The 22,586-nt window shown below is 67.7% G+C and carries 17 protein-coding genes; 13 read left to right on the top strand and 4 right to left on the bottom strand.

Annotated features, from left to right (window positions below; translation table 11 throughout):
• Positions 1-81: 81 nt before the first annotated feature.
• From dnaJ to recJ, 8 genes are all read left to right on the top strand, one after another.
• Positions 82-1,209, top strand: a complete 1,128-nt coding sequence (dnaJ, locus tag INQ43_RS07150) for a molecular chaperone DnaJ (protein WP_194035985.1) — start codon at positions 82-84, stop codon at positions 1,207-1,209.
• 182 nt (positions 1,210-1,391) lie between these two features.
• On the top strand, positions 1,392-2,702 hold the full coding sequence (locus tag INQ43_RS07145) for a sialidase family protein (protein WP_228062433.1): 1,311 nt from the start codon (positions 1,392-1,394) through the stop codon (positions 2,700-2,702).
• A gap of 91 nt (positions 2,703-2,793) precedes the next feature.
• Complete coding sequence (dapB, locus tag INQ43_RS07140; RefSeq protein WP_194033660.1) at positions 2,794-3,516, top strand: 4-hydroxy-tetrahydrodipicolinate reductase; 723 nt, start codon at positions 2,794-2,796, stop codon at positions 3,514-3,516.
• Between the two features lie 213 nt (positions 3,517-3,729).
• Positions 3,730-4,857, top strand: a complete 1,128-nt coding sequence (carA, locus tag INQ43_RS07135) for a glutamine-hydrolyzing carbamoyl-phosphate synthase small subunit (RefSeq protein WP_194035984.1) — start codon at positions 3,730-3,732, stop codon at positions 4,855-4,857.
• A 1-nt stretch (position 4,858) separates the two neighbouring features.
• The gene (gene carB, locus INQ43_RS07130; protein WP_194035983.1) at positions 4,859-8,110 is read left to right on the top strand and encodes a carbamoyl-phosphate synthase large subunit; all 3,252 of its coding nucleotides are present in this window, start codon (positions 4,859-4,861) and stop codon (positions 8,108-8,110) included.
• 82 nt (positions 8,111-8,192) lie between these two features.
• On the top strand, positions 8,193-8,669 hold the full coding sequence (gene greA, locus INQ43_RS07125; RefSeq protein WP_043959024.1) for a transcription elongation factor GreA: 477 nt from the start codon (positions 8,193-8,195) through the stop codon (positions 8,667-8,669).
• Between the two features lie 2 nt (positions 8,670-8,671).
• On the top strand, positions 8,672-9,625 hold the full coding sequence (locus INQ43_RS07120; protein ID WP_194035982.1) for a phosphoglycerate mutase: 954 nt from the start codon (positions 8,672-8,674) through the stop codon (positions 9,623-9,625).
• A complete protein-coding gene (recJ, locus tag INQ43_RS07115; protein ID WP_194033656.1) occupies positions 9,622-11,349 on the top strand; it encodes a single-stranded-DNA-specific exonuclease RecJ in 1,728 nt (575 codons plus the stop codon). Before INQ43_RS07120 ends, recJ begins: the two co-directional genes overlap by 4 nt.
• Before the next feature lie 9 nt (positions 11,350-11,358).
• On the opposite strand, the gene INQ43_RS07110 is transcribed toward recJ, so the two are convergent.
• Positions 11,359-12,576 carry an acyltransferase family protein gene (locus INQ43_RS07110; protein ID WP_194033655.1) on the bottom strand — a complete coding sequence of 406 codons (1,218 nt, stop codon included), beginning with the start codon at positions 12,574-12,576 and terminating at the stop codon, positions 11,359-11,361.
• 55 nt (positions 12,577-12,631) lie between these two features.
• Here INQ43_RS07110 and INQ43_RS07105 point away from each other — a divergent pair, with 55 nt between their 5' ends.
• The 3 genes from INQ43_RS07105 to lysS all read left to right on the top strand — a co-directional run bounded on the left by INQ43_RS07105 (position 12,632) and on the right by lysS (position 16,456).
• Complete coding sequence (locus INQ43_RS07105) at positions 12,632-13,612, top strand: LytTR family DNA-binding domain-containing protein (protein WP_228062432.1); 981 nt, start codon at positions 12,632-12,634, stop codon at positions 13,610-13,612.
• A 122-nt stretch (positions 13,613-13,734) separates the two neighbouring features.
• Positions 13,735-14,863, top strand: a protein-coding gene (gene prfB, locus INQ43_RS07100) for a peptide chain release factor 2 (RefSeq protein ID WP_193983300.1) whose coding sequence is annotated in 2 segments (ribosomal slippage) — positions 13,735-13,809 and positions 13,811-14,863 — 1,128 coding nt in all. Because the reading frame shifts where the segments join, the coding sequence is not laid out codon by codon here.
• Between the two features lie 51 nt (positions 14,864-14,914).
• Positions 14,915-16,456: a lysine--tRNA ligase gene (gene lysS / locus INQ43_RS07095; protein ID WP_194037609.1), complete on the top strand. Its 1,542-nt coding sequence runs from the start codon at positions 14,915-14,917 to the stop codon at positions 16,454-16,456.
• Positions 16,457-16,577: 121 nt separating this feature from the next.
• Here the strand turns inward: lysS and INQ43_RS07090 are convergent, their stop codons facing one another.
• Positions 16,578-17,306, bottom strand: coding sequence for an rRNA pseudouridine synthase (locus tag INQ43_RS07090; protein ID WP_194035981.1), 729 nt, complete (start codon positions 17,304-17,306; stop codon positions 16,578-16,580).
• A 99-nt stretch (positions 17,307-17,405) separates the two neighbouring features.
• Entirely contained in the window at positions 17,406-17,801 is a 396-nt protein-coding gene (locus INQ43_RS07085; protein ID WP_194035980.1) for an HPF/RaiA family ribosome-associated protein, read from the bottom strand.
• A 174-nt stretch (positions 17,802-17,975) separates the two neighbouring features.
• Between INQ43_RS07085 and INQ43_RS07080 the strand changes: the two genes are divergently transcribed.
• Positions 17,976-18,737 (top strand): sulfurtransferase, encoded by a 762-nt coding sequence (locus INQ43_RS07080; RefSeq protein WP_194035979.1) that lies wholly within the window; start codon positions 17,976-17,978, stop codon positions 18,735-18,737.
• Between the two features lie 200 nt (positions 18,738-18,937).
• A complete protein-coding gene (locus INQ43_RS07075) occupies positions 18,938-21,235 on the top strand; it encodes a heavy metal translocating P-type ATPase (RefSeq protein WP_305058198.1) in 2,298 nt (765 codons plus the stop codon).
• A gap of 16 nt (positions 21,236-21,251) precedes the next feature.
• Here the strand turns inward: INQ43_RS07075 and INQ43_RS07070 are convergent, their stop codons facing one another.
• Positions 21,252-22,505 carry a TIGR03862 family flavoprotein gene (locus tag INQ43_RS07070; protein WP_194035978.1) on the bottom strand — a complete coding sequence of 418 codons (1,254 nt, stop codon included), beginning with the start codon at positions 22,503-22,505 and terminating at the stop codon, positions 21,252-21,254.
• Positions 22,506-22,586: the final 81 nt, after the last annotated feature.

Genomic DNA, 22,586 nt, shown 5'->3' with positions numbered 1-22,586 from the left:
TTGTTTGAGCGGCTCGTTCCAACAAACTTTTGAACCAGACCGCCCGGACACCGTTCCGACGGACAGGGGAAGTGGCAGCACATGAGCAAACGCGACTATTACGAAGTCCTGGGTGTGTCCCGGACCGCAAGCAGTGATGAGCTGAAGAAGGCGTATCGCCGCTGCGCGATGAAGTTCCACCCGGACCGCAATCCGGACGACGCGACCGCGGAGGCCAGCTTCAAGGAGTGCAAGGAAGCCTACGAAGTGCTTTCCGATGACTCCCGCCGGCGCATGTACGACCAGCATGGCCACGCGGCGTTCGAGCACGGCATGGGCGGTGGTGGCGGCGGGTATTCCGACGACATGGGCGACATCTTCGGCGATATCTTCGGCAACATCTTCGGGGGTGGCGGCGGTGGCCGCGGCCCGCGTCGCGGCGCCGACGTCGGCTATGTGATGGAGCTGTCGCTGGAAGATGCGGTGGCCGGCATCGAGAAGCGCATCGAAATTCCGACCCTGGACTCGTGCGCAAAGTGCAAGGGCAGCGGCTCGGCCGACGGCAAGCTGCACGCCTGCAATACCTGCCAGGGCCGGGGCCAGGTGCGCATCCAGCGCGGCATCTTCTCGATGCAGCAGGCCTGTCCGCATTGTGGCGGGCGCGGCCAGTCGATCGAGAACCCTTGTGGCGACTGCCACGGCCAGGGACGCATCGAAGGCAGCAAGAGCCTGCAGGTCAAGATTCCGGCCGGCGTGGACAACGGTGACCGCATCCGGCTGTCCGGTGAGGGCGAGGCGGGCCCCGCGGGGTCGCCGCCGGGCGACCTGTACGTCGAGGTCCGCGTGCGGGAGCACGAGTTCTTCCAGCGCGACGGCGACGACCTGCATTGCGACGTGCCGATCCGGCTGGGCCAGGCGGCGCTGGGCGCCTCCATCCGGGTGCCGACGCTGGGCGGGGATGTGGAACTCAAGGTTCCCGCCGAGACCCAGACCGGCAAGGTCTTCCGCCTGCGCGACAAGGGCGTGCAGTCGGTCCGCAGCCGCCGGCCCGGTGACCTGTATTGCCGGGTGGTCATCGAAACACCGGTCAATCTCACCAGCGAACAACGCGAGTTGCTGCAGAAGCTGGAAACCAGTTTCACCGGCGAGCACGCCAGCCGGCATTCGCCGCGCTCCTCGACGTTCATGGATGGCGTCAAGGGTTTCTGGGACCGGATGACGTCCTCCTGAGTCACCGTTGCGGGTTGAAACACCGGCCGTGACCGGAACGTCGCGGCCTCGTTGTCCATCCGCCGTGAAAGAATGCCCGCGGCGATTGCATGAGGCCTTGGACGATGACGGACGGCGGACGTATCAGAACCACTCGCAGCGGGCGCTTTGCGGCCGTCTGGCTGCTGGTTGCGGCGCTTTGTGTGGCCTTGGTCGCGTGTTCCACCGACAAAGCGCCTGTCGAGCCCGCCGACAGCCCGGGCGCGCAGGAGAAGTTTTCCTGGGTCCAACCGTGGGCGTTGCCTGTCGCTGGCGAAGCGGCGCATCCCGACCTCGTTGCGACACCGCAGGGCGATTTGCTGATCAGCTGGGTGCAGCCGGCGCCCGACGATCATCGTGAGCTGCGAATTGCCCAGTTGGCGTCACCCGCGCCCGGTGCGCCGGGTGCCTGGGCGGATCCACTCAGCGCAGGCACCGGCGGCAACTGGTTCCTCAACTGGGCTGACACGCCCCACGTCTACGCGTTGCCGGACGGTTCGCTCTGGGCGCACTGGCTGCGGCAGACCGGTGACGGACATACGGATTACGGGATCGATCTGGTGCGTTCCGGCGACGGCGGCCGGACGTGGTCTGCGCCAACGCTGGTGAGCCTTCCCGATCTGCCAGGCGACAACGGATTCGTGACCTTCTGGCCCCAGGCATCCGATGAGCTGGGGATGGCCTGGCTGGACAGCCGGCAGAAGGCCACGGCATCCACTCCGGCCGCCAACGATCAGCACCCCGGCAACGCGCCGGCCGACGATGGCCACGGCCACGGAGATGGCGCGATGATGCTGCGCGCCGCCATCTACGGCTCGCCCGCGTCAAACACGCCTGGCGCGGCCCCGTCGAAATCGAGCGAGTGGCCGCTGGACATCTCGACCTGCGACTGCTGCACCACGGCCTCGGCAATCACCTCGCGCGGCCCTGTCGTTGTCTACCGCGGCCGCAGCGCCGGCGAGATCCGCGACATCCGCCTGGTGCGCCTGGAAGGCGGAGCGTGGACCGCGCCGCGCGACGTGCACGCCGATGGCTGGTGGATGACGGGCTGTCCGGTCAACGGCCCGGTGGTCGTTGCCGAGGGCGATACCGTGTGGGTGGCCTGGTACACCGAGGCCGATGGCCAACCCGAGCTGCGACTCGCCCGTTCCGACGATGCCGGCGACAGTTTCGGTGTGCCGCTCGCGGTCGCCAATGGGCCGCAGGTGCTGGGGCGGCTGGGGCTTGGGCTTGCGCAAGGGCATGTGCTGCTGTCCTGGCTGCAGGAGGGCGACGGTGGCGACGGCCAGCAATTGATGCTCTCGCGTATCGACCGCGGGCTCGGCGCTGCCCACAGTATTCCGGTCGCGGCACTGGCCGCGCGCGGCCGTGCCAGTGGAATTCCCAGGCTGGCGGTGCTCGACGAGGCCGCGTGGCTGGTCTGGGGAGAGGTGGTGGACGGAACACCCACCCTGAAGGGCGCTGTCGTCCAGTGAGCCGCTGCGGTCCGGGAAAAGTCTGCGGGAGCGGTGTAGAGACCTCCGGCGCCGCTTGCCCGTGCGGCCGCGCAGCCTATAGCCTGCGGGCATGAAGCAATCGTCCGATGTCACCCGTGTCCTGATCCACGGCGCCTCCGGCCGGATGGGGCAGGCCCTGCTGCGTCTGCTGGCGACGCGTGAGGATTTGCGCGCGGTCGCGGCTGTCTCGCGCAGCAAGCCGGCGCAACGCGTGGTCGACGGCTTGCCATACTTTGCCGTGACCGAACTGCACGGCGTGCCCACGTTCGATGTCGCGATCGATTTCAGCCTGCCCGATGGCCTGGACGCGATCCTGGGCCTGTGCGTTGAGCGCGGCGTGCCGCTGGTCTCCGGGACCACAGGCCTGAGCGAATCCGGCGAGCGCGCACTGGACGCGGCGGCCACGACGGTGCCGGTGCTGCTGGCCGCCAATTTCAGTCTCGGCGTGACCGTGCTGGGTGATCTGGTCGAACGCGCCGCGAGGCTGCTGCAAACCTGGGATTGCGACATCGTCGAATCCCATCACAAGCACAAGCTGGATGCGCCGTCCGGCACGGCACTCGCCCTGGGCGCGCGCGCGGAGCAGGGCGGTGCGCAGCCGAGTTACGCATCGCTGCGCGCCGGCGATATCGTCGGTGAGCATACGGTCCAGTTCGCCGGGCCGGGTGAGCGGATCGAACTGGTCCACCGCGCGACCAGTCGCGATGTCTTTGCCCGCGGCGCACTGCATGCCGCGGCGTGGCTTGCCGGGCAGGCGCCGGGCCGGTATCAGCTGCGCGACATGCTGCGGTAGCGCCGCCTTTTTTCGCCGGCGGCTGTGCTTACCGCCGGCGGTGGGATGCGCAGCACTGGCACTCGCAGCGCTTCATCGCTAGAATTCCCGTTCGCCTGAACCCCATTTGTCGGACCGGAACCCCCACCGCGTCCGCGCTTTGCTGCAGCCGGTATTTGGCCAGTGTTGCGCTCGATGGACTCAGCATCCCCTGGCAGACAAGGCGATTTTTCCGTGACCCAACCCGCAATCCTTGCGCTCGAAGACGGCACCATCTTCGAAGGCGTTTCCGTAGGCGCACCCGGCCTGTCCGTTGGTGAGGTGGTTTTCAACACCGCCATGACCGGCTACCAGGAGGTTCTCACCGACCCCTCGTACGCGCGCCAGCTGGTGACGCTGACCTACCCGCACATCGGCAATACCGGCATCAATGACCAGGACAACGAGTCCTCGCGGATCTGGGCCGCCGGCCTGATCGTGCGCAACGTGCCGCGCCGTCCCAGCAGCTGGCGCAGCCAGGTTGCGCTGCCGCAGTGGCTGCAGGACCAGGGCGTGGTCGCGATCGCCGATGTGGACACCCGCAAGCTGACCCGGATCCTCAGCAGCCACGGCTCGCAGAGCGGGGCGCTGATGGCCGGCGACGGCATCAACGCGGACCAGGCCGTCGAGGCGGCGCGCAAGTTCCCCGGCCTGCAGGGCATGGATCTGGCCCGCGAGGTCAGCACCCGCGAGCGCTACGAATGGAACGAGGGCCAGCTCGACCTGGACAGCAACGAATTCGCCCAGGGCGAAGGCCGCTTCCACGTGGTCGCCTACGACTTCGGCATCAAGCGCAACATCCTGCGCATGCTCGCCCAGCGCGGCTGCCGGGTCACCGTCGTGCCGGCACAGACACCCGCTGCCGATGTACTCGCCCTGCGGCCCGACGGCGTGTTCCTGTCCAATGGTCCTGGCGACCCGGAACCGTGTGACTACGCGATCGCCGCGATCCGCGAGTTGATCGCCCAGCGCATCCCCATGTTCGGCATCTGCCTGGGCCACCAGTTGCTCGGGCTGGCCAGTGGCGCGAAGACGATGAAGATGAAGTCCGGCCACCACGGCGCCAACCATCCCGTGCAGGCGCTCGACGACGGCGGCCGGGTCATGATCACCAGCCAGAACCACGGCTTTGCGATCGACGAAGCCACCCTGCCTGCCAGCCTGCGCACGACCCACCGCTCGCTGTTTGACGGTTCCAACCAGGGCATCGAGATCCCCGGTGCACCTGTTTTCGGCTTCCAGGGCCACCCCGAGGCGAGTCCGGGTCCGCAGGATGTCGCCCCCTTGTTCGACCGGTTTGTTGCGCTGATGGAGGCCAACTGACATGCCAAAGCGCACCGACATCAAGACCGTCCTGATCATCGGCGCCGGCCCGATCGTGATCGGCCAGGCCTGCGAGTTCGACTACTCCGGCGCGCAGGCCTGCAAGGCCCTGCGTGAGGAGGGCTACCGGGTCGTGCTGGTCAACAGCAACCCGGCTACGATCATGACCGACCCGGACATGGCCGACGCGGTCTACATCGAGCCGATCAACTGGCGCACGGTGGAAAAGATCATCGCCAAGGAGCGCCCCGACGCGCTGCTGCCGACCATGGGTGGCCAGACCGCGCTCAACTGCGCGCTCGACCTGGACGACCACGGCGTGCTGGCGAAGTACAACGTCGAGCTGATCGGCGCCCGGCGCGAGGCGATCATGATGGCCGAGGACCGCGAGCTGTTCCGCGTCGCCATGGCCGAGATCGGCCTGGAATGCCCGAAGGCGGCGATCGCCAAGACCTTTGAGCAGGCGGTCGAGATCCAGGCCACGGTCGGCTACCCGACCATCATCCGGCCGTCCTTCACCCTGGGTGGCAGCGGCGGCGGCATCGCCTACAACCGCGAGGAGTTCGAGGAGATCGTCAAGGGCGGCCTGGAGCTGTCGCCGACCAACGAGGTGCTGATCGAGGAATCGGTGCTGGGCTGGAAGGAATTCGAGATGGAGGTGGTCCGCGACACAGCGGACAACTGCATCATCGTCTGCTCGATCGAGAACTTCGACGCGATGGGCGTGCACACCGGCGACTCGATCACCGTCGCCCCGGCGCAGACCCTGACCGACAAGGAATACCAGCGCCTGCGCGATGCCTCCCTGGCGGTGCTGCGCAAGATCGGCGTGGACACCGGCGGCTCCAACGTGCAGTTCGGCATCAACGCGCAGACCGGCCGCGTGGTCGTGATCGAGATGAACCCGCGCGTGTCGCGTTCCTCGGCGCTGGCCTCCAAGGCGACCGGCTTCCCGATTGCCAAGATCGCCGCCAAGCTGGCGGTGGGCTACACGCTGGACGAGCTGCGCAACGACATCACCGGCGGCGCGACCCCGGCATCCTTCGAGCCGACGATCGACTACGTGGTGACCAAGATTCCGCGGTTCGCCTTCGAGAAGTTCCCCCAGGCCGACTCGCGCCTGACCACCCAGATGAAGTCGGTGGGCGAGGTGATGGCGATGGGCCGCACCTTCCAGGAGTCGCTGCAGAAAGCCCTGCGCGGGCTGGAGACCGACAAGGTCGGCCTCGACCCGACCGGCATCGACCTGACCACCGATGAAGGCATGGCCACGATCCGCCGCGAGCTCAAGGAGCCCGGCCCGGAGCGGATCTTCCACATCGGCGATGCTTTCCGCGCCGGGATGAGCGTGGAGGACGTGCACGCGCTGTCCTTCGTCGATACGTGGTTCCTGGACCAGATGGAGGAGATCATCGCCGCCGAGAAGGACGTCGCCGCGCACGGGCTGTCCGCCCTCAACGCCGGCCGCATGCGCGAGCTCAAGCGCATGGGTTTCTCCGACGCGCGCCTGGCCCAGCTGACCGGCACCGACGAGACCGCCGTGCGTTCGCTGCGCCGTGCCTTCGGCGTGCGCCCGGTGTACAAGCGCGTGGATTCCTGCGCCGCCGAGTTCCCCACCACCACCGCCTACATGTATTCGACCTACGAGGACGAGTGCGAGTCCAACCCGACCGACCGCGACAAGATCATGGTCCTCGGCGGCGGCCCCAACCGGATCGGCCAGGGCATCGAGTTCGACTACTGCTGCGTGCACGCGGCAATGGCCCTGCGCGAGGACGGGTTCGAGACCATCATGGTCAACTGCAACCCGGAAACCGTGTCCACCGATTACGACACCTCCGACCGCCTGTACTTCGAGTCGCTGACGCTGGAAGACGTGCTGGAGATCTGCGAGCTGGAGAAGCCGAAGGGCGTGATCGTGCAGTACGGCGGCCAGACCCCGCTGAAGCTGGCCCAGGCGCTCGAGGCCGCCGGCGTGCCGATCATCGGCACCAGCCCCGACAGCATCGACCTGGCCGAGGACCGCGAGCGTTTCCAGCAGCTGGTCGACAAGCTGGGCCTGAAGCAGCCGCCCAACCGCATCGCCCGCAACGCCGAGGAGTCCGTCGTGCTCGCGCGCGAGGTCGGCTACCCGCTGGTGGTGCGTCCGAGCTACGTCCTCGGCGGACGGGCGATGGAGGTGGTGCATTCGGACGCCGACCTGGAGCGCTACATCCGCGACGCGGTGCGCGTGTCGGAAAAGTCGCCGGTGCTGCTGGACCGCTTCCTCGACAACGCCATCGAGGTGGACGTCGACATCATTGCCGACAAGGATTGCAACGTCCTGATCGGCGGGGTGATGGAGCACATCGAGGAGGCCGGCGTGCACTCCGGTGATTCCTCCTGCTCGCTGCCGCCGTACTCGCTGTCGGCGCACACCCAGGCGCGCCTGCGCGAGCAGGTCACCGCGCTGGCCAAGGCGCTCAACGTGGTCGGACTGATGAACACCCAGTTTGCGATCCAGAACGACGGCAACGGCGAGGACACGATCTACCTGCTGGAAGTGAACCCACGCGCCTCGCGCACGGTGCCGTTTGTGTCCAAGGCCACCGGCATGGCGCTGGCGAAGATCGCCGCGCGCTGCATGGCCGGCAAGACCCTGGCCGAGCAGGGCGCAACCGGCGAGATCATTCCCGACTACTACTCGGTCAAGGAAGCGATCTTCCCGTTCGCCAAGTTCCAGGGCGTCGATCCCATCCTTGGGCCGGAAATGCGCTCCACCGGCGAGGTGATGGGCGTGGGCCGCAGCTTCGGCGCGGCCATGGCGCGCGCGCAGGAGGCCGCCAGCATCAAGGCGCTGCCCGACGGCGGCAAGGTCTTCGTCTCCGTGCGTGATCCGGACAAACAGCGCGTGCTGCCGGTCGCCCAGGATCTGGTCGCCCGTGGCTACTCGCTGGTCGCCACCGGCGGTACGGCAAAGTTCCTGCGCGAGCAGGGTCTGGAATGCCAGAGCATCAACAAGGTCAACGAGGGCCGGCCGCACATCGTCGACCTGATCAAGAACGGCGAGATCGTCTACATCGTCAATACCACCGAGGGCAGCCAGGCGATTTCGGACTCCTTTTCGATCCGTCGCGAGGCCCTTCAGCAGCGGGTTACCTATTCGACCACCATCGCCGGCGCACGCGCATTGCTGCAGTCGCTGGAGTTCCGTGATGCCGGGCCGGTGCTGTCGCTGCAGGAACTGCATGCGACGGTGAAGACCACCGCCTAGCTTTGCCGCGACGCTCCCGTGCACAATCGGGGCGTCGCCAGAAAAACCAGTGCCGGCCACGTGCCGGCCCGAGGATCATTCCATGCAAGCTCCCCTTACCGCCAAGGGTGCGCAGCGTCTGCGCACCGAACTTGAGCAGCTGAAATCCGTCAAGCGGCCGGCCGTCATCGCCGCCATTGCCGACGCCCGTGAACACGGCGATCTCAAGGAGAACGCCGAATACCACGCCGCGCGTGAGCAGCAGAGTTTCATCGAAGGCCGCATCAAGCAGCTTGAGAGCGAGCTGTCGAACTCGCAGATCATCGACATCGCCGCGCTGAACGTGGGCGACAAGATCGTGTTCGGCGCAACCGTCGACCTGGTGGATACCGAGAGCGATGAGGAGCGGACCTACCAGATCGTTGGCGACCTGGAGGCCGACATCAAGCTGGGCCTGATCGCGATTTCCTCGCCGGTCGCGCGCGCGCTGATCGGTCGCCACGAAGGGGACAGCATCATCATCGATGCACCGGGCGGCACCCGCGAATACGACATCGTCGCCGTCCGTTACGTCGTCTGAGGATGGCCCGGCGCGCGGTCACCCTGCTGATGCCGGCGCGCAGCCGCTTCGGCGGCCAGCGACTGTCGGAAAGCGCGGGTCGCTGGTTCGCCCGCGCGGACCGCTCCGATCCGGGCGGCGAGCTGGTGCAGCGCCAATTTGACGTGCTGCCGCGCGGCTGGCCCGTCGCCGCCGTCACCCGTCAGCGCGACGCGGGCGACGCGGCGGGATCGGCCTGGATGCGCGCGGACCCGGTCTATATCCAGCCGGAGATCAACGGCGCACGCCTGATGGCGCATGGCGACGCGCTGTCGCTGAGCGAGGCCGACACCGCCGCGTTCCTGCCCGCGCTCAAGCCGTACTTCGGCGATGGCGGGACCTTGCTGGATGCGCCCGTGCCGTCCCGCTGGTATCTGCAAATGCGCGCCGGCGCGAAGCTGCCGGCGATGGCGTCGCTGGACAACGCTCTGGGCGCCGATCTGTTCGAGCAATTGCCGGACGGCCCGGACGGGCGTCGCTGGCGGGCGCTGCTGAGCGAGGCGCAGGTGATCCTGCACAACCATCCGCGCAATGCCGAGCGGGCCGCGCTGGGTCTGGCGCCGGTGAATTCGCTGTGGTTCTGGGGCGCCGGCACGCTGCCGGACCACGTGCGCACCGTGCATGCGCGGATCGCCAGCGACGACGACACCCTTACCGCGTTCGCGACCGCCGCCGGCGTGCCGGCCGGTCCGCTGCCGGCGCGCTGGACGGAGGACGGCGAAGGGCTGTTCGACCTGCGTCATCTGCGGGATCTGGCGGTGTTCGATCGCGACTGGTGGCAGCCCTTGTCGGTGCAGCTGGGATCGGGCGGCATTGCGTCGGTGATAGTGGAATTCGCCGACGGCCACCGCCTGGACATGCTGCCGCGCCACCGCTGGCGTTTCTGGCGGCGGCCAATGCGGTCCTTCGTCAATCCGGCGCCGGAATCCGTGCAGTGAGCCGCGGCGGGATCGTACGTCGCCCGGCCGGTGCCGGGTCAGGACCTTGGCCGGACAGCATTCCGCCACTCCTCCGGCGCATCTACGGCGCCCGGGGCGCGCTTACCGAGGCACAGGCGCGTCCTCGCCTAGCCCATCTGCTGCCGCCCGACGGCCTGCTGGGGCTGGACGCCGCCACAACGCTGCTGGCTGAGGCGATCTCCGGTGACCGCCACATCCTGGTGGTCGGTGACTTTGACTGCGACGGGGCGACGGCGTGCGCGGTCGCGGTTCGGGGTTTGCGCATGCTCGGCGCGCGGCGCGTGTCCCACGCCGTCCCCAACCGCGCGGTTCATGGCTACGGGCTGTCGCCCGCGCTGGTCGCCGAGCTCGCACCGCTGCAGCCGGACCTGTTGGTCACCGTGGACCACGGCATCGCCTGTCACCCGGGCATCGCCGCGGCCAAGGCGCTGGGGTGGAAGGTGCTGGTCACGGACCACCATCTACCCGGCGACACGCTGCCGCCCGCCGATGCGATCGTCGATCCGAGCCAGCCCGGTGACACCTTCCCCAGCAAGGTGCTGGCCGGCGTCGGAGTGATGTTCTACGTGCTGCTGGCCCTGCGTCGACGTCTGCTCGCGGACGGCTCGCTGGACGGCGGCAGCAACGGGCGCGGCCCCGACCTCAGCCGGTTGCTTGACCTGGTAGCGGTCGGCACCGTCGCCGATCTGGTGCCGCTGGACGCCAACAACCGCGCCCTCGTCGCGGCCGGCCTGCGCCAGTTGCGGGCAGGCAAAGGGTGCGCAGGCCTGCAGGCGCTGATCGAGGCCGCCCAGCGGGATCCGGCGCGGTTGAGCGCCAGCGACATCGGTTTCGCCATCGCCCCGCGCCTGAACGCGGCGGGCCGGTTGGAGGACATGGCCGTCGGCATCGAGTGCCTGCTCACCGACGACATGACCCAGGCGCGGGAGATTGCCACCACGCTCAACCGCATCAACACCGAGCGCCGCGCGGTCCAGCAGCAGATGACCGACGAGGCCGAGCAGGCGTTTGCCCGGGTGGCCCTGGACACCAGCGACGTGCCGCTGGCCGCGTGCCTGTTCGATCCGGGATGGCACCCGGGCGTGGTCGGGCTGGTCGCCTCCAAGATGAAGGAGCGTCTGCACCGCCCGGCCATCGCCTTTGCACCGTCCGAGCCGGGCGGCGACATGCTGCGCGGTTCGGCGCGCTCGATTCCCGGCTTCCATATCCGCGATGCACTGGCCACGGTCGATTCGCGCAACCCCGGCCTGATCGAGCGCTTTGGCGGACATGCGATGGCCGCCGGGCTTTCCCTGCCGCTCGCCTCGCTGGACGCGTTCCAGCATGCGTTCCGCAAATGCGTCGAGCTGACCCTGTCGCCCGAGTTGCTGCACCTGCAGATTCCCAGTGACGGCGAACTCGCCGCCGACGAGTTCACCCGCCACAGCGCCGATGCACTGCGCCACGGCGGCCCGTGGGGGCAGGGCTTCCCCGAGCCCCAGTTCGACGGCGAATTCGATGTACTCGGCTGGCGCATCGTCGGCCAGAAGCACCTGAAGCTCGAACTCGCACTCGCTGGCCGGCGGGTCAACGCCATCCATTTCGGTGGCTGGGACCAGCAGGAACCGCCGCCCCGGGTGCGGATCGCTTACCGGCTGGAAGCGGACGACTACCGTGGCGGCGACGCCATCCAGCTGGTCGTGGTGCACCGCGAAGCGGCGTGACGGGACGCCTCAGTCGACCTGCAGCGGTGCTGTCTTTGGCCGTTCAAGCCGCGCGCCCCGCGGCACCAGTCCGAGTCCGAACAGTGGCCGCAGCACCGTGACGCGACGAATCACCAGTTCGTGCAGCAACGCGCAGCCCGCGATCGTCAGCAATGTCACCAGCACCGGTTCCAGCACGGGCCCGATCTGCAGAGGGATCAGCCAGTACGCGGCCAGCACGATCAGGCTCTGGTGCAGGATGTACCACGGATACACGGCTTCGTTGGCGTAGGGGAGCCAGCGCATCGGGCGGTTCAACAGCGCGTGGCCCCAAGCAAAGATCGCCAGCAGCGCCGACCACATGTACAGCGCACGCGCGGCTCGCTCGACCGTGCCCCAAGGCACATGTTGCGCCCAGAGCGGGACGTCGCCGGCGGGCAGGTGCTGGCCCGCTGCCTTGAGGCTCAGCTCCACCGAAATGCAGGCCACCGCGATGGCCAACAACGGCTTTCGCAGGCGGGTCAGGCCGGTCCAGAACGCGGCTTTGTCGGCGACAGCGAAACCGAGTACGAAGACCGGAAAGTATTCCGCATGCAGGTACCAGTCGCCGACCAGCGCGTGGGTTTCCGGGAAGCGCGGCTTCAGGAGCACCAGGAAAGCAAAGAACATCGTCGCGGGCATCAGCAGCCAGGCAAGCCCGCGCGGGCGGACCAGCGATTCGATGGCCCGCTGTGCGGGGGCGGAGCGGAGCAGCGGCGCCAGCGCCAGCAGCACCAACGTGTACACCCACAGATAGGCCAGGTACCACAGGTGGTTCCACGTGATCCCGTGGGTGGACCCCGCGAAAGTGCCTGCCGGCCACGGGCGCAGTTGCAGATACCGCCACATGAAGGCGCCATAGCCGGTTTCGATCGTTCCCTTGCTGACCCCTTCGCAGTACGCCTGCGCGGACACAATGAACAGCATGCCGAAAACGAGCGGGACCAGCAGGCGCCAGGTGCGGGCAAGCATGAAGCTGCGCGGGTTCCGTCCCCGCGACGCCAGCCCGAGGGCAATGCCGGAGATGGCGAAGATCAGTGGCATCCGCCAGCGATTGAACACGATCCGGACATAGTCCAGCCAGCCGTTCTGGTAGCTGCTGACAATGTGGAAATCCGAGTCGCGCTGATACACCCCGCTGACGTGATAGAGGATCAGGATGGCGAAGGCGATGACGCGCAACGCATCGATGTCATGGCGGCGGGGCATGCGGCGGTCCTCGATGATTTCCCCGAATCCTAGCCGCGGGATACGAAAGCGCCGCATGCAAGTGATTGATCGCGCGTGGCTTGTGACCAGTGGAGGGCTTGCAGGGACGAACTGCCGCTCTCCGGTGAGCGACCAACCGTATGATGCGCCGATGCAGGCTGCTCCTCCGACACCCGCCGAGAGCTATCTCGCGCATCGCCGCCCTTTTGAAGTCTGGTACTGGGTCGTTAGTTGCTGCCTGAGTGCCCTGGGTGGGAGTTATGCAAAGTGGGCCGACTATCAGCGGCTGGGATTGGCGCTGGACTGGTGGAAGCCGCTGACGTGGTCGTGGAGCAGCGCGCTGTTGCAGTTGGCGCTGGTGCCTGCCTTGCTGTGGTTCACCCGGCGCTGGCCACTTCATCTGGACACGTGGCGGCGCAATCTTGGGTGGTATCTGCCGGCCAGCGTTGCCTGGTCCGTGCTGCACGTCGCTGGAATGGTGGCCTTCCGTAAGATGGTTTATCTCACCCAGGGCGCCAGCTACAAGTTCGGCGATTGGCCGGCCGAAGTGCTCTACGAGTATTCCAAGGATGTGCGCACCTTCATCGGCATGGTGCTGTTGATTCACGGCTACCGGCTGCTGGTGTTGCGACTGCAAGGCGAAGCCAGCGTGCTGGACGTTCTCGACAATGAGCATGCGGTCGAGCAGGTGGATCGGCCCGAGCGCTTCCTGGTACGCACGCTCGGTCGGGAATTCCTGATTGCCGCAGCCGACGTGGAGTGGCTGCAATCGTCAGGCAACTACGTCAACCTGCATCTGGGCGGGCGTGCCTACCCCTTGCGCAGCACGATTGCGGGCATCGAGGCGAAGCTGGACCCGGCGCGGTTTCTGCGGATCCACCGCAGCTACATCGTGAATCTCGATCAGATCGTCTCGATCGAACCGCTGGACAGCGGGGACGCACGCGTTCACCTCAAAGATGGGCAATCGCTGCCCTGCAGTCGGCGCTGGCGGCAGCTTCTGAGAGAGCGGGTGGACCCGGTTGCCGAAACCTGAGGTCAGCGGCTCGCGGTCACGCACTGAGGACGATCATTCCATCCTCAGGTCACAGGCGCGGGACGCCCTCAGCCCTTGCGCCTGCTAGACTTGGCGGTCATTTTTCGCATGAAACCACGGACATGATCGAACTGAATCCCGTCCACGAGCGCATCGACGATCTCAAGGATCGTTTGCAGGCGCTCAGGGGGTATCTTTGACTTCGACACCAAGGTCGAACGTCTGGAAGAAGTCAGCCGCGAGCTGGAAAGCCCGGACGTCTGGGACGACGCCGAGCGCGCGCAGTCGCTGGGTCGCGAACGCGCTTCGCTGGACCGCGTCGTCAATGGCATCCGCAGCCTGACCGAGAGCGTCACCGGCGCCGAGGAGCTGCTTGAGCTGGCGGAAATGGAAGGCGACGACGACACCGCCCAGGCGGTGATCGAGGACGTTGAAACCTATGCGAAGGCCGTCGACGAGCTCGAGTTCCGGCGGATGTTTTCCGGCGAGATGGACAACGCGGCTGCATTCGTCGACATCCAGGCCGGAGCCGGCGGTACGGAGGCCCAGGACTGGGCCGAGATCCTGTTGCGGATGTACCTGCGCTGGGCCGAATCGCGCGGCTGGAAGGCCGAGCTGATGGAAGTGAGCGGCGGCGACGTGGCCGGCGTGAAGTCGGCGACCTTCCGCGTCGAGGGTGAGTTCGCCTACGGCTGGCTGAAGACCGAAACCGGCGTGCATCGGCTGGTGCGCAAGTCGCCGTTCGACTCCGACAACCGCCGCCACACCAGTTTCACGTCGGTGTTCGTCGCGCCCGAAGTGGACGACAACATCGAGATCGACATCAATCCGGCCGACCTGAAGACCGACGTCTACCGCTCCTCCGGCGCCGGCGGCCAGCACGTCAACAAGACCGAGTCCGCCGTGCGCATCACCCACGTGCCGACCGGTACGGTGGTGGCCTGCCAGACCGAGCGCAGCCAGCACGCCAACCGCGACCGCGCGATGAAAATGCTGGCCGGAAAGCTCTATGAGCTGGAGATCCAGAAGCGCAACGCCGAGCGCGACGCGGTGGAGGCGACCAAGTCCGACATCGGCTGGGGCAGCCAGATCCGCAACTATGTGCTCGACCAGAGCCGGATCAAGGACCTGCGCACCGGTATCGAGCGCAGCGATACCCAGAACGTCCTCGATGGCGACCTTGACGAGTTCGTCTCGGCCAGCCTCAAGGCGGGCCTGGCGGTGGGCGCGAAACGCTCCGACGCCACCTGATCCGAGCCCCGCGACCGTCGCACCCCCATGCATCACCTTTCAGACATGACCATGACCGATTCCGCTCCAGCCCCTGCCGACGCCACGACCGCCGACGCCCGTCCCGACGAGAACAAGCTGGTGGCCGAGCGCCGCGCCAAGCTCGCCGAGTTGCGGGAGCAGGGCATCGCGTTTCCCAACGACTTCCGCCGTCATGACTACGCCGGTGATCTGCAGGCCGAATACGCCGATGCGGAGCAGTGGAGCGCGGAAGCACTGGACGCGAAGCAGCACCGGGTCGCGGTCGCCGGACGCATCGTGCTGAAGCGGGTGATGGGCAAGGCGAGCTTCGTCCAGATCCAGGACGAGTCCGGCCGTCTGCAGCTCTTCCTGCAGGCGAACACGCTGGGCGAGACCTATGCCGCGTTCAAGGGCTGGGACGTGGGCGACATCGTCGGCGCGCAGGGCGTACTCACGCGCACCCGCACCGGCGAGCTGTCGGTCCGGGTCGACCAGTTGCGCCTGCTGACCAAATCCCTGCGGCCGCTGCCGGACAAGTTCCACGGCCTGTCGGACGTGGAGCAGCGCTACCGCCAGCGCTATGTGGACCTGATCGTGTCGCCGGAAGCGCGCGAGGTGTTCATCAAGCGCTCGCGGATCATCCGCGCGATGCGCGAGTGGCTCGACAGCCGGCGCTTCCTGGAAGTCGAGACGCCGATGATGCACCACATCCCCGGCGGCGCCACGGCCAAGCCGTTCAAGACCCACCACAACGCGCTCGACCTGGACCTGTACCTGCGCGTCGCGCCCGAGCTGTACCTCAAGCGTCTCGTGGTCGGCGGCCTGGAGCGCGTCTACGAGATCAACCGCAACTTCCGCAACGAGGGCGTCTCCACCCGGCACAACCCCGAGTTCACGATGCTCGAGCTGTACGAGGCCTACGCGACCTACAACGAGGTCATGGACCTCACCGAGGCGATGATCCGCGACATTGCGGTTTCGGTGCTGGGCACCACCCAGCTGGAATGGGACGGCGAATCGATCGACGTCGGCCCGGCCTTCCGGCGCTGGACGATGAGCGACGCCGTGCTGGAACACAACCCGGAGATCAGCGCCGCCGACCTGCGCGATGTGGATGCGATGCGCGCCCACTGCGAGCGTCTGAAGATCCCGCTGAAGCCTGGCTATGGCTGGGGCAAGATGCTGCTGGAGATCTTCGAGGAAACCGTCGAGCACACCCTGATCCAGCCGACCTTCATCATCCGCCATCCGGTCGAGGTCAGCCCGCTTGCGCGCGAGAGCGACGACGATGCCGGCATGACCGACCGCTTTGAACTGTTCGTTGGGGGCAAGGAGCTGGCGAACGGCTTCTCCGAGCTCAACGACGCCGAGGACCAGGTCGCGCGCTTCAAGGCGCAGGTCGCGGCCAAGGACAGCGGCGACGACGAGGCCATGCATTTCGACGCCGACTACATCCGCGCGCTGGAGATCGGGCTGCCGCCGACCGGCGGGCTGGGCGTGGGCATCGACCGTCTCGTCATGCTGATGACGGGTTCCTCCTCGATCCGCGACGTGCTGCTGTTCCCGTACATGCGGCCGGAATCGGCGAGCTAGCCACGCCGGTTCGCTGTAACGCGCGTAGGCTCGCTTCGCACAGCCACTCGGGTCACAGCAGTACTGGCACGCATCGGCAACACCCACGCACCCGCACGCGTTGCTGGATGGTTCCCCGTGCCTAGAACCGTTCGCTGGCGGGCATGTAACGCCACTGCCCGACGGGCATCTTGTTCAGGCCGATGCGGCCAATGCGCAGGCGCCGGATTGCCACCACCCGCAGTCCCACCTGCGCGCACATGTCGCGCAACTGGCCGGGCCGGACATCCTTGATCGCAAAGCGCAGGCGGATCTCGTTCTGCCAGCTGACCTTGCACGGCGGTAGCGTGCGACCTTCGTAGCTCAGTCCGCGCGCCAGACGGCTCAAGGTGTAGGGACCTGCCTGGCCGTCGATCTCGACCAGGTACTCCTGCTCCAGTTTCGCCCCGTCCTCTTTCAGCCGCCGGGCGGTGCGGGGGTCCTGGCTGACCACGACCAGCCCGCTGGCATCGTCATCCAGCGGCATCAGCGGTTGCAGGTGGGAGAAATGGCGCTGCAGCGTGCGGATGCCGCGACGCTCGTCGCCTTCGATGCGGTTCGCCTCGGTGATCAACGACACCGAATCGGAAAACGCCAGGTCAGCCGGCTTGTGCAGCAACATGGTCGCCGGTTCGCTGGCTTCCAGGCGCGCGTCCGGGTCGAGCTCCACGCACTGCGCATCGACCATGAATTGCGGCGACTCCACCACTTCCCCGTCGACCTTGACCCAGCCCCCCTCGATGTACTGTTCGGCCTGTGCGCGCGAGCACGCCGCCAGGTCGGATACCTTGCGGGAGAGTCGTTCAGGGGATGGGGCGGGGTGATCGGACATCGGCGGCACCTGGGTACGGCCGACCAGTGTAGATCGACCCGGCCATAAAGGCCGGGTCGCGTTCGTGCTGCCGCCCGTTGCAGGCGGCCTTGGCTGGCGTCAGGAAGCGTCAGCGATGTCCTTGATGGCCTGGTCCAGCACCGGCGCATCCGCGCCGGGCGCGACGTGGTGCGGCTTGCGCTCATCGGCGGCCAGCTTGCCCAGCGAGCTCTCCAGCTTGCTCTTGAGCTTCTGCGCGGCGCCGTTGATCGACTCCTGCACGCTGGCGGCCTCGGCGGTGACGGCGACCGGGTCGCGAGACGCTAGGCGCGCTTCCATCAGGCAGCGCTTGTCATTCTGGCCGGACTTGTCCGCGTTCAGGTCGCTCAGGTGCACCTCGATCCGGGTGATCTGGCTGGCGAAGCGCGACAGCACGTTGTTGACGACCTTGTCGACGTGGGCCGCGACCGATTCGTCGCCCTGGATGTTTCTGTCGGTGTTGAGCTGGATCTTCATTCAGACGTATCTCCGTCGGTGGGGTCGGCGTTGTCGCCGGGTCACAGGCAACAATAGTCCATTGCATGTTGACCGGGTGACAACGGGCCTTGGACGCCGGGGCGGCCGCCGAAGTTCCCTCCGCGCCGCCCGCGGCGGCCGGCACACAGCCAGTCGCACCGGTAAAATCGGCGGATGAAGGTCATCAATATCGCCGCCTACCACTTCACCCCCATCGCCGACCCTGACGCGATCGCCGAGCGTCTGCACAGCCGTGCGGTCGAGGCTGGTCTGCTCGGTACCGTGCTGGTGGCGCCGGAAGGTCTCAATATCTTCCTGGCCGGCGCGGCGGAAGGCATCGACGCCTTCCTTTCGCCTCTGCGGGACGATCCGCGCTTTGCTGGCATGCCGGTCAAGATTAGCCGCAGCCACGACCAGCCGTTTGCCCGGCTGAAGGTGAAGGTCAAGCCGGAAATCATCGCCTGGCGACGGGCCGATGGGGCGCCGCTTGCGCATCCGCGGGCGCCGACGGTGGCGCCGGTGGATCTGGCGCGCTGGATCGAGTGCGGCGTCGATGACGATGGTCGCCCGCTGGTGCTGCTTGACACGCGCAATCGCGAGGAAGTCGCCTACGGCAGCTTCCGCGACGCGCTGACCTTGCCGATCGACAACTTCACCGATCTGGTGGGGGCGCTGGAGCCGCACCGCGAGGCGCTTGCCGGTGCGACGGTGGTGAGCTACTGCACGGGCGGCATCCGCTGCGAGAAAGCCGCGCTGACGTTGCGGGCGGAAGGCATGGACAACGTTTTCCAGCTTGACGGCGGCATCCTTGGCTATTTCGAGCAGGTCGGCGGCGCGGGTTATGAGGGCCGCTGTTTCGTCTTCGATGAGCGGGTGGCGCTGGATCCGTCGCTGCAGCCACTCGTGGACGGGGATCCACTCCAGCCGGCTGCTTGAGCGCGACGTGGCAACCGGCGCCATCGTCCCCATATCGGGTCTGGGAGTCTGGCGAAAAGGGCTCGCTCAAGCGGAGAAATCACGACTGTGTTGCGGCTGGGTGTGGAAGGAATGTCCTGCGCGTCCTGCGTGGGCCGGGTCGAGACGGCCTTGTCGAAGGTTGCCGGGGTGCGCGCAGTCAGCGTGAACCTCGCACCGAAATGGCCGAGGTGGACGCCGGCGACGATGTCTCGCTGTCAACCCTGGTCGATGCGGTGACAGCGGGCGGCTACGCGGTCCGCGACGAGTCGATCGACCTTGCGATTGAGGGCATGACCTGTGGGTCGTGTTCGGGGCGGGTCGAGAAGGCGCTGGCCGCGGTTCCCGGCGTGCTGGAGGTCAACGTCAACCTGGCGACCGAGCAGGCCCGCGTGCGCATGCTTGCGGGATCTGACGCTTCGGCGCTGGTCGATGCGGTGAAGGGCGCCGGATACGGGGCGAGTATCCCCGCGACCGGTGCGGCCACCGACGGGGGCCCGGGTACCACCGGGCGCCCGCCACGCGACAGCCGCCACTCGCGTGAATTGCGCCACCTGCTGATCGCCATCGCCTTGTCGGCGCCACTGATGCTGCCGATGCTGGCGATGCCGTTCGGCCGCGACTGGATGCTGCCGGGCTGGGTGCAGTTCGCGCTGGCCACGCCGGTGCAGTTCTGGCTCGGCGCGCGTTTTTACCGCGCCGGGTGGGGCGCGCTGAAGGCCGGCGCCGGCAATATGGACCTGCTGGTGGCGCTGGGCACCAGTGCGGGCTACGGATTGAGCGTGTACCACCTGTTTGCGGATGCCGGGCCGGGCGGCGCGCACCTGTACTTCGAGGCCTCCGCGGTCGTGATCACCCTGGTCCTGCTCGGCAAGTGGCTGGAGGCGCGGGCCAAACGACAGACCACAGAGGCGATCCGCGCGCTGCAGGCCTTGCGTCCCGACACGGCGCGCGTGGTGCGCGATGGCGTGGAGCGCGAGCTGCCGCTGGAAGAGGTGCGGGTCGATGACGAGGTGGTGGTGCTGCCGGGCGAGCGCATTCCGGTGGATGCGCAGATCATCGAGGGCCGCAGCCACGCCGATGAGTCGCTGATTACCGGTGAGTCGCTGCCGGTGGCCAAGGAGCCGGGTGATCGCGTCACCGGCGGTGCGGTCAACGGCGAAGGCCGCCTGCGCCTGCGCACGGTCGCGATCGGCGCTGAAACCGCGCTGGCGCGGATCATCCGCCTGGTCGAGGACGCGCAGGCGAAGAAGGCGCCGATCCAGCGCATGGTCGACAAGGTCAGCGCGGTGTTCGTGCCCGTGGTGGTGGGGATCGGAGTGCTGACGCTGCTCGGCTGGGGGTTGATTGGGGGCGACTGGAACGTGGCGATCCTCAACGCGGTCGCGGTGCTGGTGATTGCCTGTCCCTGCGCGCTGGGACTGGCGACACCGACCGCGATCATGGCCGGGACCGGCGTCGCGGCGCGCGCGGGCATCCTGATCAAGGACGCCGAGGTGCTGGAGACCGCCCGCTCGCTGAAGATCATCGCCTTCGACAAGACCGGCACCCTGACCGTTGGCCGACCAACGCTGGCGCAGCACATCGGCGCGGACGGCGATGACGCGGCGGTGCTGCGCCTGGCGGCTGCGTTGCAGGCCGGCAGCGAGCATCCCCTGGCCAGCGCGGTGCTGCAGGCCGCCAGTGATATCGACGTTCCACGCGCTGCCAACGTGCGGGCCCTGGCAGGCCGCGGGCTGGACGGCGAGGTCGAGGGTCGCGACCTGCTGCTCGGAAGCTCGCGGCTGATGCAGGAAAGCGGGGTCGATCTCACTTCCATGGAATCGCAGGGCGGGGAATTGGCCGCGCACGGTCACAGCGTCTCGTGGTTGGCCGAGCGTCTGCCCGACAGGGTGCGTTTGCTGGGCCTGCTCGCGTTCCGCGACGAGCCGCGACCCGAGGCCCGCGACGCCATCCGGACCCTGCACGCGCAAGGCCTGCGCACGGCGATGATTTCGGGGGACAACCTCGGTGCGGCTCGGGCCGTGGCCGATGCGCTCGGCATCGACGATGTACGCGCCGAGGTGCTGCCCGGTGACAAGGCCGAGGCGGTGAATGACCTGAAAGCCGCGGGGCCGGTGGCGATGGTCGGCGACGGCATCAACGATGCGCCCGCACTGACAGCCGCAGATGTGGGCATCGCGATGGGCGGTGGCAGTGACGTCGCGATGCACGCGGCGGGGATCACCCTGATGCGTTCCGATCCGCGTCTGGTATCGGACGCGATCGCCATCTCCCGCCGCACCAGCGCCAAGATCCGGCAGAACCTGTTCTGGGCGTTCATCTACAACGTGATCGGCATTCCGCTGGCTGCCGCTGGATTGCTCGATCCGGTGGTCGCCGGCGCCGCCATGGCCTTCTCCAGCGTCAGCGTGGTCTCCAATACGCTGCTGCTGCGGCGCTGGAAACCGCAGTCGGCGAGTCAGCCCGCAACGGAGTGACGCTCGCTGCGAGCGCTCAGCCCCGGATGTCGGTGGAGCGCGCCAGCCAGTCCACCGCGCCCAACCCGGCGCGGCGACCGCTGGCGAAGCTGGCGTTGAGCAGGTAGCCACCGGTCGGCGCCTCCCAGTCCAGCATCTCGCCGGCGCAGAACACGCCGGGCAGGGCGTTGAGCATGAGCGTCTCGTTCATCGCCTCCAGCCGGACGCCGCCGGCGCTGCTGATTACCTCGTCGATCGGGCGCGGGCTCAGCAGTGTCAAGGGCAGGCGTTTGATCGTGCGGGCGACCCGGTCCGCATCAGCCAGTCCATCCTTGCCCAGCACCTCATAAAGCAGCGCGGTTTTGACGCCGTTGAGTCCGGCTTGCCGGCGCAGGTGGTCGCTCATGCTGCGCCCGTTGCGCGGTTTGGCGAGGTCGGCACGCAGGCGGTCGAGATCGCGACCGGGCGCGAGATCCAGCGTCAGCACGGCATGGCCGTCGCGCGCGATCGCGTCGCGCAGCGGGGCGGAGATCGCGTAGACCAGGCTGCCTTCGATGCCGTTGGCGGTGACCACGCACTCGCCCTGCAGCGCATGGTCCGCGCCGTCCTCGCGCCAGTGTGCGATGACCGGCTTCAGCGGTGCGCCGGCATGGCGCTGGACGAAGTGCGCGCTCCAGTCGATGTCGAAACCGCAGTTGGCGGGGACCAGAGGCGCCGTGTCCACGCCGCGCGCAGCCAGCCAGGGTTGCCAGGCGCCGTCCGAGCCGAGCTGGGGCCAGCTGGCGCCGCCCAGGGCAAGCACACTGGCGCGATGACGCGCCGCTACTTCGCCCGTAGGCGTCGAGAATCGGAGCGCGCCGTCACTGTCCCAGCCCTCCCAACGGTGCTGCACATGGAAACTCACGCCCTGATCGCGCAGCCGCCGCACCCAGCCGCGCAGCAGCGGCGCCGCCTTGCGATCCAGCGGGAAGACCCGGCCGGAACTGCCGACGTAGGTCTCCACTCCCAAGCCGCGCGCCCACTCGCGCAACGCAGCGGCATCGAAGTCGTCCAGCCACGCGCCGACCGCCTCGCTGCGCTCCCGGTATCGCCGGTCGAACCCCGGGCGGTCCTCGCCGTGGGTGAGGTTCAAGCCGCCCTTGCCGGCAATCAGGAACTTGCGCCCGACCGAGCCCTTGGCCTCGTAGAGGTCGACCTCGATGCCTGCCGCGCGGGCGGTTTCGGCGGCCATCAGGCCGGCCGGGCCCCCGCCGATGACGGCCACGCCGGGTAGGGCGGTGGGGTCTGACATGAAACGGCTCCGGGCGGCGCAGCGGGGCGCTGCATTATGCCGTGCTGGGGTATCTTCAGCCCTTCGGATTTGAGGGGACAC

Source organism: Lysobacter sp. H23M47 (genome assembly GCF_015209765.1).
Lineage (GTDB): Bacteria > Pseudomonadota > Gammaproteobacteria > Xanthomonadales > Xanthomonadaceae > Novilysobacter > Novilysobacter avium.
Note: the sequence above shows the minus strand (reverse complement) of the source record. Positions and strands in the feature narration are given on the sequence as shown.